The organism is Stenotrophomonas sp. PvP093, from assembly GCF_017876915.1.
Taxonomy (GTDB): domain Bacteria; phylum Pseudomonadota; class Gammaproteobacteria; order Xanthomonadales; family Xanthomonadaceae; genus Stenotrophomonas; species Stenotrophomonas muris.
The window spans coordinates 1,411,240-1,423,986 of record NZ_JAGIOX010000004.1; the positions used below are offsets into that span (position 1 = coordinate 1,411,240).

10 protein-coding genes are annotated in these 12,747 nt (G+C 64.9%); 4 read left to right on the plus strand and 6 right to left on the minus strand.

Annotation, left to right across the window (positions count from 1 at the left end; translation table 11 throughout):
* Positions 1–153: 153 nt before the first annotated feature.
* From J3A72_RS09015 to J3A72_RS09025, 3 genes are all read right to left on the minus strand, one after another.
* Complete coding sequence (locus tag J3A72_RS09015) at positions 154–2,181, minus strand: prolyl oligopeptidase family serine peptidase (protein WP_075075892.1); 2,028 nt, start codon at positions 2,179–2,181, stop codon at positions 154–156.
* A 94-nt stretch (positions 2,182–2,275) separates the two neighbouring features.
* On the minus strand, positions 2,276–5,254 hold the full coding sequence (locus J3A72_RS09020; protein WP_032957471.1) for a TonB-dependent receptor: 2,979 nt from the start codon (positions 5,252–5,254) through the stop codon (positions 2,276–2,278).
* Between the two features lie 387 nt (positions 5,255–5,641).
* Positions 5,642–8,431 carry a TonB-dependent receptor gene (locus J3A72_RS09025; RefSeq protein ID WP_075075891.1) on the minus strand — a complete coding sequence of 930 codons (2,790 nt, stop codon included), beginning with the start codon at positions 8,429–8,431 and terminating at the stop codon, positions 5,642–5,644.
* 213 nt (positions 8,432–8,644) lie between these two features.
* Between J3A72_RS09025 and apbC the strand changes: the two genes are divergently transcribed.
* Both apbC and dcd read left to right on the plus strand, forming a co-directional pair.
* Positions 8,645–9,499, plus strand: coding sequence for an iron-sulfur cluster carrier protein ApbC (gene apbC / locus J3A72_RS09030; RefSeq protein ID WP_075075890.1), 855 nt, complete (start codon positions 8,645–8,647; stop codon positions 9,497–9,499).
* 78 nt (positions 9,500–9,577) lie between these two features.
* Positions 9,578–10,150: a dCTP deaminase gene (gene dcd, locus J3A72_RS09035; protein WP_014037995.1), complete on the plus strand. Its 573-nt coding sequence runs from the start codon at positions 9,578–9,580 to the stop codon at positions 10,148–10,150.
* A gap of 106 nt (positions 10,151–10,256) precedes the next feature.
* Here dcd and J3A72_RS09040 read toward each other — a convergent pair whose 3' ends face one another.
* Genes J3A72_RS09040 through J3A72_RS09050 form a run of 3 tightly spaced genes read right to left on the minus strand, consistent with a single transcriptional unit; the run spans position 10,257 to position 11,530 of the window.
* A complete protein-coding gene (locus J3A72_RS09040) occupies positions 10,257–10,424 on the minus strand; it encodes a DUF5668 domain-containing protein (RefSeq protein WP_005418011.1) in 168 nt (55 codons plus the stop codon).
* A 15-nt stretch (positions 10,425–10,439) separates the two neighbouring features.
* Entirely contained in the window at positions 10,440–10,862 is a 423-nt protein-coding gene (locus J3A72_RS09045) for an HIT family protein (RefSeq protein WP_014647910.1), read from the minus strand.
* Positions 10,859–11,530, minus strand: a complete 672-nt coding sequence (locus tag J3A72_RS09050; RefSeq protein WP_032957503.1) for a dienelactone hydrolase family protein — start codon at positions 11,528–11,530, stop codon at positions 10,859–10,861. Before J3A72_RS09050 ends, J3A72_RS09045 begins: the two co-directional genes overlap by 4 nt.
* A gap of 365 nt (positions 11,531–11,895) precedes the next feature.
* On the opposite strand from J3A72_RS09050, the gene J3A72_RS09055 reads away from it, so the two are divergent.
* Together J3A72_RS09055 and J3A72_RS09060 are read left to right on the plus strand one after the other, a co-directional pair.
* Complete coding sequence (locus tag J3A72_RS09055) at positions 11,896–12,354, plus strand: hypothetical protein (protein WP_014037992.1); 459 nt, start codon at positions 11,896–11,898, stop codon at positions 12,352–12,354.
* On the plus strand, positions 12,354–12,698 hold the full coding sequence (locus tag J3A72_RS09060; RefSeq protein ID WP_014647908.1) for a hypothetical protein: 345 nt from the start codon (positions 12,354–12,356) through the stop codon (positions 12,696–12,698). The genes J3A72_RS09055 and J3A72_RS09060 overlap by 1 nt, the downstream gene beginning before the upstream one ends.
* Positions 12,699–12,747 lie beyond the last annotated feature (49 nt).

The window sequence follows — 12,747 nt, forward strand, 5'->3', positions numbered from 1 at the left end:
GCCGAGTGAGTCAGGGAGAAGCCGCAGGTACGGCCGTGGGCCGAACGATACGCCGCCGGCCTGGCCTGCAAGGGTGTCGAAGGTCATGTCCGGGCGCAAGGGCCAGAACGTGCAAGGGCGCCCCGTGGACGCCCTTGCAGGAAGCGGTGCGGCTTACAGGCCGCCGCCGCCGCAGCCCTTGCCCAGGTAGTCGTCGATCAGCCTGAGCTGGTCACCCATGATCGCGCGGGTCCAGGCGGGACCATGCGCGTAGTCGGCGATGGCATGGAACTCGACCGGCTGCCCCGAACTCCTGGCCTTGTTCACGAACCACTCCGACTGCTCGATCGGCACCGTGCGGTCGCGGTCACCGTGGTAGACCATCAATGGAATCTTCATTTCACCGGCCTTGTCGACCGGGTTGAGGCCGGCCACGGTCGGCGCCTGGGCCTGGCGGAAGAAGGGGTTGGTATAGAAGCGCGACCAGATCTTCTTGATGTCCGAAACGCCGGCACCGGCGATGGCGCACTTGTACAGGCCATTGGGACGCACCGAAGCCGCGAACGCCGAGTAGCCGCCATAGGAGAAGCCGAACATGGCGATGTGGCCGGGCTGGGCGATCTTCTGGTCGATCATCCACTGCGCGCCATCGTCCTTGTCGTCCTGCATCTTCTGGCCCCATTCGGCATCACCGGCCATCCACAGCTTGCGGCCCCAGTCGGCCGAGCCGCGGAACTGCGGGCGCAGGACCGCCATGCAGCGTGATGCCATCAGCGGTACCCACATCGAGCCGTCGAAGTCCATGCCATCGCGTGCCCACGGGCCGCCGTGCGGATGCACCACGGCTTTCCACGGGCCGGCACCGCACAGCTCGGTGCTGGGCGTGGTCAGGAATGCCGGAATGTCCAGCCCGTCGCGTGCCTTGTAGTAGACCAGCCGGGTGGTGCCCAGCGCGGCTGGCTGGATCTGCGGATAGGTCTTGGCCAGCAGGGTCAGCTTGCCGTCGTGCAGCAGGTGATACTCGGGCGGGTTGGAAGGGCCGGAGGTAGCCACCAGCACATTGGAAAGATCGGCGGTGTAGTCGACGATGCGGTAGCTCAGGCCTGTATCGTAGTTGGCGGTGTAGCGCTGGCCGTTCGCGGTATCGACCATCGCCAGCGGCTCCTGGCGGATGCCAAGCGCCTGGCGCAGCCCCTGGTCCAGGGCCTTCATGCGCGGAGAGGTCCACTGGATGTCGTCGCCGCGCGGACCGGCGTAGCCGATTCCCATGATCTCGCCGAAGGGTACCGCACCGCTCCGGTGGCGGTTGATCAGCATCGAGCCGGCGTTGAACAGTTTGTGCTCGAACAGCACTTCCTTCTGCTTGCGGGCCGTGATGTCGTACTCGTAGACGATTGATTTGTCGCGGCCGACATTGCTGAGTACGAACGCGATGTTCGGATCATCGGCAAAGCCGATCACCTGGTTGACGTCGCGGTTCTTCACGTAGGAGCGGAAATGCTCCTCCCAGGCACCGTTGGCAGGCGAGCGGAACTCGGTGGCGACGTAGGCGCCGGTACCGTCGACGTCCTGCCGCAGGCGTGCCCGCAGTTCACTGTCCAGGTCGGTGATATAGCCCGCCACGCGCTCTTCGGTCTTCTGGATGCGCTGGGAGGTGAAGTTGCGCAGGTCGACCTTGTAGACGTCACCGGAACTGCTGCCCGAACCGTTGACCACCAGGATGTGGTCGGGATCGTTGGGCAGGGTGTCGAGCACCGTGGCGTTGGCCAGTGCCTGCTCGAGCTCTTCATTGCGACTGGAGGCGCGCGGCGGCGTGATCGGCTCCTTCCACTGCTTGCCTTCGATGTCGGTGATGAAGAACTTGCTGACGAAGGTCTTGGTCACCCGGTCGGCGCGCAGGTCGTAGGGTTGCCACAGCACGACGGCCAGCTGTCCGTTCTTGATGAACGACACGCTCTGGAACTTCATGCGGTTGGCGCCGATCACCGTGGGTGGCTTGTCCAGTGCATCGGTCCGCCAAACCACGATCACGCGCTCCTCGCCATCGGCGCGAAGGCCGGCGATGTGTTTTCCGTCTGGTGACAACGACAGGCTGGAGATGGCCGGGAAGGCGGCCATCTGTTCGATGGTGGGCGCCACAGGCTTGGCGTGCAGCAACGGTGAAAGGCTGGCCAGGGCCGCCAGCAGCAGGGCTCGCTTCATTGCAACCTCGGAATGCGTTGGCACCGGCCTGCGGAGAATCCGGTGCCTGAAATGGAACCGCCGCCCCGAAGGGCGGCGGTTGCAGGGAGCAGGATCAGAACGAACGCGTGATGTTCAGGAAGTAGCTGCGACCGAAGTAGTCGAAGCCGCTGTACAGCAGCGCGTTGCCGACGGTGTTGTAGATACCCTGGGAGATGGTCGGCGGCTTGCGGTCGGCGAAGTTGCGCACGCCACCGGTGACCGACCACTTGTCCGCTTCATACTTCACCGAGATGGCCTGCAGGAAGTAGTTCGGGGTGTACAGCTTGTACGCCGAGGTGGCCGGATCGAAGTCACCCGGGTTGCGCTCCTCGTAGTACGCGTAGCTGTCCATCTTGTCGATCCAGTCCAGGCCGTAACGCACCTGCCAGTTCTTCCACTTGTAGCTCAGGTCCAGCGAGGCGGTGTTTTCCGGACGCGACAGCATGCCGTTGTAGTCCACCAGCGGATCGTCGGAGAAGACCTTGCTGGCCTGTTCCAGGTAGTGGGTGAACTGCAGCGTGGTGCGCAGGGTGCCCGGGCCGATTTCGCGGACATAGCGGGTGGTGAAGTCCAGGCCACGGACCTTGTCGGTGGACAGGTTGATGAAGCCGTTGGTCACCACCAGTTGGTTGTTGACCGGGTTGCGGGCCACCAGGCGGCACAGACCCGAACCGGAGGAGAAGTCGGCACTGCCGCTGTCGTAGCAGCGCGACAGGATGTTCGCGCCGCCCGCGCTGTCGACGCCGTTCTTCACTTCGATGTCGAAGTAGTCGGCGGCGAAGGACAGGTCACCGAAGCCGCTGCCGAATTCCGGCTGGATCACCACGCCCAGGGTCTTGGCCTTGGAGGTTTCGGCTTCCAGGCCGGCCTCGGCACCACCCTGGGTGACCACGGTCACGCCCTGGGTGGCCAGGTAGTCCGGTGCCAGGCCCAGCGATGCGCAGTTCTGGTAACGCGGCGAGCTCGGGTTGCGATCACCATACTCGTTGCAGGGGTCGGCACTGCTGCTCAGGAAGCCGGTGGTGCCGCCCAGGAACTGTTCGAACAGCGCCGGTGCGCGGTAGGAGGTGCCGTACGACGCACGGAACGACAGCCACTTCACCGGGGTCCACAGCGCGCCGATCTTGTAGGTCTCATCCGAGCCGTAGGACTTGTAGTCGGTGTAGCGGCCGGACAGGTTGACCGTCAGTTCCTCGGCAGCGGTGACGCCGGACAGCAGCGGCAGTTCCAGTTCGCCGTAGGCTTCGAACACCGAGTCCGAACCGCGGGTCGGAGTGGCGTTGGTCAGGTTGTACAGGTCGGCATTGATCGAGTACGGCGACGGGGTGTCGTCGATGCGTGCCTTGCGGTACTCGACGCCGAATGCACCACCGGCCGAACCGTACGGCATGTCGAACAGCGGGCCGTTGACGTTGAAGTTGACCGTCGTTTCCTTGTACAGCGTGTTGCCGGTGACCGGCACGAACACCCAGTCCTTCCAGTCCTGCGGCAGCTTGCCACCGATGGTGTTGGTGTTCAGCGCCGGCGCGGCGATGCAGCCGTTGGAACCGTCCCGGCAGACATAGCCACCGGCACCGTTGGAGACCACGTCCAGGCTCTGGCGCAGGCGGCTGGTCAGGAAGCTCTCGAAGGTGTAGTCGGCGTCGCTGCGCGAGTGCATGACGTTGAAGTCATAGTTCCACTCCGAGCTCAGGTGGCCACGCAGGCCGGCATTGAAGCGCAGGAAGTCGACGTTCTGCTTGTTGGTGTCGTTGCCGAAACCGATGAACGCACGCACGCCCAGGTTCTTGCCGCTGGTCTGGTCGGTCGGAGCACCGGCAACGCTGTCACGCAGGTTGGCCGGGATCAGCGGGCTGCCCACGGCATAGTCCAGGGTCAGCTGGCGATAGCCGGTCTGGGTCGACTTGCGCTTGTTGCCCAGGAACTCGTAGTACAGCTCGGCATCGCCCAGTGCGTTGAGGTCGAAGCCACCCTGCAGGTACAGGGTGTGGGTCTTGGTCGGCGAGATCAGCGACTGGTTGCGCATGGCCGGATCGAAGGTGTCGCGGGTGTTCAGGTCCACGCCTTCGTAGCCCACCAGGCCGGTGGTGATGGCCGCATTCGGGCGCCAGCGGTTGAAGCGGGTGCCGGCGCCGCCCGGGGCCGCAACACCGGTACGGGTGTTGGTGCCGATGGTGTTCAGCGTGGTGCCGCCGGCATCGAGCGACCAGCACTTCGGCTTGCCGGTCAGCGGGTCGATGAAGTCGCCGCTGCCCCAATAGTCGCCCGCGTCGATGTCGCGGTACATGTCGGTCGGGCAGCCACCGGCCCAGCTGCGGTCGGCCAGGGTCAGCTCGTTGCGGGTGTAGTACTCATAGGAGCCGGAGAAGTGCGAGCGCTCGCCGGTGGCACCGAACATGATGGAGTAACGGCGCTCTTCACCGCCGCCGCCATCGGTGGCGTTGTGCTGTGCTTCGAAGCTGACGCCATCGACCTTCTTCTTGGTGATGATGTTGATTACGCCGGCAACGGCGTCGGAGCCGTAGATCGAGGACGCACCGTCCTTCAGGATTTCGACGCGGTCGACGATCGAGTTCGGCAGCACGTTCAGGTCGGTCGAGCCCACCGAGCCGCGGGTACCGGCCGGCGACACGCGGCGGCCATTGAGCAGGATCAGGGTGCGGGTCGGGCCGAGGCCGCGCAGGCCCAGGGTGTTGGCGCCCGGGCCCCCGTCGGTGACGTAGCCGCCATAGGCGTTGTTGATCTGCGCCGCACCGGCGGTGACCGCGGTGCTCTGCAGGGCCGCCGTGGTCGAGTTGAAGCCGGCCAGGGTGGTTTCTTCACGGGTGACGACCTGCACCGGCGAGACCGAGTTGAACACGTCGCGGCTGATGCGCGAGCCGGTGACGGTCACCGTATCCAGATTGGTGGCCTTGGACTTGGATGCCTCTTCGGTGGTCTGCGTCGAGCCCGAGGCGTCCTGTGCGATCGCCGGGGCGGCCGCAGCGAGCAGCACGGCGGAGGCGAGGGCGAAGCTCAGCGGATGCTTGCTGAGCGACTTGCGATTGATCATCTGAAATCCCCTTGAATCGAATGATTGCGTCGTACACCGGGACAGGTCCTTGTCGGCGTCTCCGTGTGCCCCTTGCCCGGGGTCGGCAGCGTGCTGCCACCCGGCGCTGGTACCGGCTTCACGTGCCGATGACCCGAGATTAACACGACATTAACCGAGCATGTCAAACGTTCACGAGGGAGTCATGAAGCTGTGGGTGATGGGCGCGCCTTGCAGTGACAGGAGCGCCCATTTCTCCTTCATCTCATTGATATGTATTGATTTGTTTCGGTTCATGTCAAACGTGTCTGAACCGTGAACGGGATGTGGCCGTGCTGTGCGACGGACAAAAAAAGGCCCCGCCGAAGCGGGGCCTGGTCCAGACACGCAGTCCGGAATACGACGGGATCAGAAGTCGTACTTGACCTGGGCCGAGATCTGACGGCCGTAGACGCTGTAGAAGCCGTCGTTGAACGGGGTCGATTCGTTGCCCGGGTAGTTGTAGCGCTGGCCTTCCGGCAGCTTGTTGAACACGTTGTTGACCATCAGCGACAGGGTCAGATCGTCCTGCGCCTGGTAGTTCAGGCTCATGTTGTAGGTGGTGTACGAGCCCCACTTGCCGGCCTTGGCGCCGGAGGAGTGGACGTAGTCATAGCTGCGGCCGGTGTAGGCCAGGTAGTTCGGGGTGCTGCCGACGTAGTTGGCGTACAGGGTGGTGGTGAACTTGGAGATGGCCCAGCCCACCGACACATCGCCGCGCACCTTGGCGAAGTTGTCGTAGTACCACATGTTGTACGGATCGCTCAGCAGATCCAGCTTCTGTGCGCCCGGCAGCGGCACCACTTCACGCTTCAGCATGTTGGTGTAGTTGCCCGAGAACATCAGCGAACCGAAGCGGCCCAGGTCCTGCTGGTACTTGGCGCCGACGGTCACCGCTTCCAGGTTCTGGCTGGCCACGTTGAGCTTCGGGGTGTACACGCGGGCCAGGTTGCCACCGGCGTCGCGGGACACCCAGTCGGTCACGTTCTGGCAGCTGGCCGAGGTGTTGTTCGGCAGGCCGTTGCGGCACTGGTACTCGGCCAGCAGCAGCTGGTCGGTGCTCAGGGTCTTGACCTCGTTCTTGATCTTCCAGTTGTAGTAGTCGACCGACAGCGAGAAGTTGCTCACCGGGGCCCACACCACGCCCGCGCTCCACACGTCGGCGGTGATCGGCTTCAGGTCCGGGTTGCCGGACTTTTCGCTGTACACCGAGGTGGTCTTGTAGAACGAGCAGGCTTCGTCACGCAGCGCGTAGCCCATCTGGCTGCAGCGGTAGTAGTCGTTCTGGCCGGAGGCGAACGAGCCGCTCATGCCCTGGAAGGCATCGGACAGGGTCGGCGCACGGAATGCGGTGCCGTACTTGCCGCGCAGCAGCAGGCTCTCAACCGGGCGGTATTCCAGGCCGATGCTGTAGGTGGCCTTGTCAACGGTCTTGTCGGCGATCTTGAAGGCGTCGTAGCGGCCCGAGGCGCTGATGGTCAGCGACTCGAACACCGGCATGCGCAGTTCGCTGGTCACCGCGTAGTTGCTGCGGTGGCCGGCACCGGCCACGGCGGTGGCGCCCCAGGCGTTACCATCGACGAAGGCCTGGTCGGGCGAGTAATCCCAACCTTCGCTGCCACCTTCCAGCACCACGGCCAGGCCGGCGTCGCCGCCCGGCAGGGAGAACAGCGACCCGTTGGTCACCTGCACGCGACCCAGGTTCTGCCAGGTCTTGCTGCGGTGGGTGCCATAGCCGGTGAAGCTGGCGAACTGGTCCGGGGTGATCGGCGAGTAGAACGCGGCGTAGTCCGGGTTGTAGATGCCGAAGCCATCAGCGGTGGTACCCAGGCGCGGGCCCAGCACGGTGTCGCCGAAGAAGCCTTCGATCTTGTCCTTCCAGCGCGCGAAGCGGTTCTGGTCCAGGCGGTATTCGCCGCGGGTGAAGCTGGCGCTGTAGTCCCAGTCGCCGACCATGCCCTTGCCACCCAGGGTGACCTGGTAGGAACGGCTCTCATCGGAGTTCAGGATGTTGTTGTAGTGGCCCGGGCCGATTTCTTCCGGTGCGAAGGCGCGCTGCAGGTTCACGACCTTGCCCAGGCCCTGGTCGTAGAAGCCGCCCATCACCGACTTGGTGCCCCACCACAGGGCGCTGGAGCCGGAGGTGAACTCGGTCTTCTCCTTGCTGTACAGCACATCGGCGAACAGCTGGAAGTTGTCGTTCACGTCGAAGGTCATCGACGAGTAGAACTGGCCGCTGTTCTTGCCGTTCTTCAGGGTCTTGTAGCCGGCGCTGTACACCGAGCCGCACGATTCGCCCGATGCACGCTTGCCGACGGTGGTGGTGCCGTCGTACAGGCCTGCGACGTTGGCGCAGCGGGTCGGGTCCATCATGTACAGCTTGTTGTCGGCGTTGCCGATGACGGCAAAGTCGTTCGACGGCAGCTGTGCGGTGTAACCGACCGGGTTGTTCTGCTTGGTGATGTCACGCTGGTAGCCCCAGATCGGGCTGCCGTTTTCGATCTGCACGTTGACCAGCGCGTGGAAGCGGTCGTCGAATGCATTGAAGCCCTTGGCGGCGCTGAAGCGGATGTTGCTGCCACCACCTTCGGTGTAGGTGCCGCCACGGATCGACATCGTGCCGCCGTCCATGCGTTCCTTCAGGATGATGTTGACCACGCCGGCGATCGCGTCCGAGCCGTACAGCGACGACTGGCCGCCCGGCAGGACCTCGATGCGCTCGACGATGTCGATCGGAATGCCGCTGATGTTGTTGAACGACTCGCTGCCGTTGTACAGCGCCGGATACGAGAGCATCGGGCGGCCGTTGATCAGGTACTTGGTGTAGCCCGGGTTCAGGCCGAACATGCCGGCGGCTTCGGCGCCCTGGGTGAACGCACCCGAGGTCTGTCCACCCTGCAGGCCGCCGGTGGTCAGCGACGACTGCTGCAGAACTTCAGCAACGCTGCTGAAGCCGCGGGTCTGGATGTCTTCGGCGGTGATGGACATCACCGGGGTCTGGGTTTCGACCTGGGTCTGCGGGATCAGCGAACCGGTGACGGTGATCTTGTCCAGGTTGGTCGCCTTGTCCTGGGCCATTGCCGGGGCGGCGGCCATCAGAGCGGAAATCAGGGCGACAGCGAGCGTGTTGCGACGTGCGGTATTGCTGACGTGTTTCATGTAATTCCATTGGAGAGCAAAAACAAAAACGGCACTGCGCATGCGCCATCGCGCGGGCTGGAATATCCGGCTCCGCAGCTCAAAACAGTGCTCATCGAACGTAACATGAACTTAACAATCTGTGCACGAATCTGTCGCATTCCTGAATTTCAGTCAGCTTGTATCCAGCTTGTATGATGTCGGGTTATCCCCCTGACCCCGCCGGTGCCCGTTGTGAACAGTCCTCCCCGCCGTCCCCATGTCAGCCAGGTCCAGAAGGGACTTACGCCGCATGCCCGCATCCGCAACGTGATCGCGATCGGTTCGGGCAAGGGCGGCGTCGGCAAGTCCACCACCTCGGTGAACCTGGCCGTGGCGCTGCAGCAGCTCGGTGCGCGCGTGGGCGTGCTCGATGCGGACATCTACGGGCCGAGCGTGCCGGCCATGCTGGGCTTGTCCGGTCGCCCGGAAAGCCCGGACAACAAGAGCATCGAGCCGTTGCGTGCCTTTGGCGTGGACACCATGTCGATCGGCTACCTGATCGAAGAGGACACGCCGATGATCTGGCGGGGTCCGATGGCCACCTCGGCGATGACCCAGCTGTTCAACGACACCCTGTGGGACGACCTGGATTTCCTGCTGATCGACCTGCCGCCGGGCACCGGTGACATCCAGCTGACCCTGACCCAGAAGATTCCGCTGGCCGGTGCGGTGATCGTCACCACGCCGCAGGACATCGCCACGCTGGACGCGAAGAAAGCGCTGAAGATGTTCGAGAAGGTCGAGGTGCCGGTGCTGGGCATCGTCGAGAACATGGCGGTGCACACCTGCAGCAGTTGCGGGCACATCGAGCACCTGTTCGGCGAGGGCGGCGGCGAGCGCATGGCCGCGCAGTACGGCGTGCCGCTGCTGGGCTCTCTGCCCCTGCAGATCGGCATCCGTGAACAGGGCGATGCAGGCACCCCGATCACCGTCGCCCAGCCGGATTCGGCGCCGGCCCAGGCCTACCGCCATGCCGCACAGCGCCTGATCGAGGAAGTGGGCAGGCGCCCGCGGGCTTCGATCCCGATCCTGTCGTCGCTGCTGTAAGGGCCGGGGCAGGGGCCGCCGGCCGAGGCCGGGCCCCTGCTAGAATCCTCGCGCCCCCTCGTACCCCCAGGACAAAGCATGAGCATCAAGAGTGACCGTTGGATCCGCCGCATGTCCGAGCAGCACGGCATGATCGAGCCGTTCGAGGCCGGGCAGGTGAAGCAGGCCAACGGCCAGCGCATCGTCAGCTATGGCACGTCCAGCTATGGCTACGACGTGCGCTGCTCGCGCGAGTTCAAGGTGTTCACCAACATCAACTCGACGATCGTCGATCCCAAGCACTTCGACTCGGGCAGCTTCGTCGACATCACCGCCGACGAATGCATCATCCCGCCGAACAGCTTCGCGCTGGCGCGTACCGTCGAGTACTTCCGCATCCCGCGCGATACCCTGGTGGTGTGCCTGGGCAAGAGCACCTACGCGCGCTGCGGCATCATCGTCAACGTGACGCCGCTGGAGCCGGAATGGGAAGGCCACGTCACCCTGGAATTCAGCAACACCACGCCGCTGCCGGCGCGCATCTACGCCAACGAAGGCGTGGCACAGATGCTGTTCTTCCAGGCGGCCGCCGATGACGTCTGCGAGACGTCCTACCGCGACCGTGGCGGCAAGTACCAGGGCCAGACCGGCGTGACCCTGCCGCGGACCTGACGATTGCAGGCGATTTGTAGAGCCGAGCCATACTCGGCTGCCCTGCATTGAAGCCGAGCATGGCTCGGCTCTACATGAGGGAAGGCGGCGCAATGCGCCGCCTTCCTTATTTGCCGCGACCGAACAGCATCGCGATGCCGACACCAACCAGGGCCACCGGCCACCAGGTCAACAGCAGCTTGGACAGGTTCAGGTGCGTCCAGCCGAGATTGCTGGCGAGCATGAACAGGCCGATCAGGATCAGCAGGACGGCGGCAACGAGGTTGAATCGCATCGGGTCGGCGAAGGCTCAGGACTGGGCCGGATATCCTAGCCGTTCCTTCCAGTAGGCGACATGCTGGTCCAGCGCCGCCGGCTCGTAGCGGTGCGCCGGGCCACTGCCCCAGACCGGGCCCGGCCAGGCCGGATCACCGTCATGGCGGCCGATGACATGGAAGTGCAGCTGGCGCACGATGTTGCCCAGCGCCCCGATGTTGATCTTCTCCACCCCGTCGGCACCCTTCAGGGCCTTGCAGGCGCGGTTGAGCTCGGTGCGCAGCTTGTCCTGCTGCTCGCCGTCCAGCTCGATCCACTCGGTCACCCCGGCCAGGCGCGGTACCAGCACCAGCCAGGGGAATCGTTCGTCGTTCATCAGCCGCACTTGCGACAACGGTCCTTCCGCCACCAGCACGCTATCGGTGGCCAGGCGTGAATCGAGTTCGAATTCGCTCATCCAAGATGCTCCGAGAAGAAGTCCAGGGTGCGTTGCAGCGCCAGGGCGGCGCTGTCTGGATCATACGCATGTCCGACCTCCCGGTTGAAGGCGTGATCGGCCGGATAGACGTAGGTGGCCATCTGCGGCAGCTTCTCGCGGTGGGCCTGGACCGCTTCCGGCGGGATGCTGCGGTCCTGGGCGCCGAAGTGGAAGATCACCGGGGCCTTGGGCGCCTCGTCGAGGAACTGCACGTTGCGCGCACCGTAGTAGCTGACCGACGGCAGCCCCAGGCGCAGTGCGGACAGCATCGCCACCGTGCCGCCCCAGCAGTAGCCGACGGTGCCGACCTTGCCGTAGGGCGCCAGCCGGGTGGCCGCCGCGCGCACGACCTCCAGCGCCCGTTCCATGCCCAGCGCGCCGACCCGTTCCAGGCCCTGCTTCACGCCCTCGGCGTCGTAGGGCAGCGCATCCGGGTCGGCGTCGGGGCCGTCGACCAGGTCGAAGAACGAGGGCGCCAGCACCGCATAGCCTTCGGCTGCGAAGCGCTCGGCCACGCTGCGGATGTGCGGGTTGGCGCCGAAGATTTCCTGCACCACCACCAGGCCGCCGCGCGCGGTGCCGTCCGGCAGGGCCTGCCAGGCCCGTACCGGGCCGTGATGCGTATCCAGGGTGATCCACTCGGCCATCGTCATCTTCCTCGTTGCTGGGAACAGAGCTGCATTGTCGGCGCTGCGCCGGTTAGCGCGGCGTCAGCGGCTGTGCCGGATCGGGCGGCTGCGGGTTTGCGGCAGTGCGTTCCCAAGGCGGTGCAGAGGGCTGTTTCTGCATTGACCGGTGCACACCCACAGCCTAAGCTTTCAGCCACGATGACATACAAGCCTCCGGCGCGAGCCGGGGGCTTTTTTGTTGTCCGCGTGTTGCGGGTCGCAACGCGCAACCGGTGGCTGTGACGGGCCAGCCACGATGACCCACTGCAGGCAGCCCCGAGCCTGATCACCCCGAACCCCAGCCGCCGCAAGGCGGCTTTTTCATTTCCAGGAGATTCAACACCATGTCCATCAATCAAGCCATTTCCGCCCAGGACTCCGCGCTGTACGTGAAGGCCGGTACCGCCCCGACCGCGCCGAACAATCCGGCCGGCTATACCGAAATCGACGGCCTGACCGCCTTCCCGTTCGGCCGCGGCCAGGCCAACACCCTTGATGCCACCAACCTGCGTTCGAAGCAGATGGAGAACATCGCGGGTCTGTCCGGCGGCCAGGCCGTGCAGGTGTCCGGCCACCGCTGGCCGGTCGGCAGCTCGGCAGGCCAGGAGATCCTGCGCGACGCCGATCCGGATGCCGACCTGCACTTCCTGATGGTGCTGCCCACCGGCGATGCCGCTACCTTCGTCGCCAAGGTCGCCGCCTTCAACGTGGCCCCGGGCACCAACCAGGTGCTGACGTTCACTGCGGACCTGCTGCCGCGTGAGTTCGCGCTGGTAACCGTGGCCGCTGGCGGCACCCCGTGATGCTGCTGGGCAAGCAGCAGATCCTGGACGCGCAGGATCGCCGGCACGAGGACGTCGCCGTACCCGAATGGGGCGGCAGCGTGCGCGTGGCGATGATGTCGGCGCGTGACCGTGATCGCTGGGAGCAGGAGACCTATGGCGGTGACACGCCCAAGGTGGATGACTTCCGCGCGCGATTCGTCGGCCTGTGCCTGGTCGATGAAATGGGCGAGCGCCTGTTCTCCGACCACGAGGTGGCCCAGCTGGGCACGAAATCGGCCGCGGCGCTGGATCGCGTGTTCCGTGTCGCGCAGACGCTCAATGCGCTCGGCGATGCGGCCGTGGGAGAGCTGGAAAAAAACTGATCCGCCGGCCTGAGCGCCGGCTTCAGTTCCGGATCGCGTGGAGGCTGGG

What these genes read in the sequence shown, in the direction of transcription:
- dcd (WP_014037995.1), top strand. Translation starts at nt 9,578, where the DNA reads ATGAGCATCAAGAGTGACCGTTGGATCCGCCGCATGTCCGAGCAGCAC.
- J3A72_RS09015 (WP_075075892.1), bottom strand. Translation starts at nt 2,181, where the DNA reads ATGAAGCGAGCCCTGCTGCTGGCGGCCCTGGCCAGCCTTTCACCGTTG.
- J3A72_RS09025 (WP_075075891.1), bottom strand. Translation starts at nt 8,431, where the DNA reads ATGAAACACGTCAGCAATACCGCACGTCGCAACACGCTCGCTGTCGCC.
- J3A72_RS09060 (WP_014647908.1), top strand. Translation starts at nt 12,354, where the DNA reads ATGCTGCTGGGCAAGCAGCAGATCCTGGACGCGCAGGATCGCCGGCAC.
- J3A72_RS09040 (WP_005418011.1), bottom strand. Translation starts at nt 10,424, where the DNA reads ATGCGATTCAACCTCGTTGCCGCCGTCCTGCTGATCCTGATCGGCCTG.
- J3A72_RS09020 (WP_032957471.1), bottom strand. Translation starts at nt 5,254, where the DNA reads ATGATCAATCGCAAGTCGCTCAGCAAGCATCCGCTGAGCTTCGCCCTC.
- J3A72_RS09045 (WP_014647910.1), bottom strand. Translation starts at nt 10,862, where the DNA reads ATGAGCGAATTCGAACTCGATTCACGCCTGGCCACCGATAGCGTGCTG.
- J3A72_RS09055 (WP_014037992.1), top strand. Translation starts at nt 11,896, where the DNA reads ATGTCCATCAATCAAGCCATTTCCGCCCAGGACTCCGCGCTGTACGTG.
- J3A72_RS09050 (WP_032957503.1), bottom strand. Translation starts at nt 11,530, where the DNA reads ATGGCCGAGTGGATCACCCTGGATACGCATCACGGCCCGGTACGGGCC.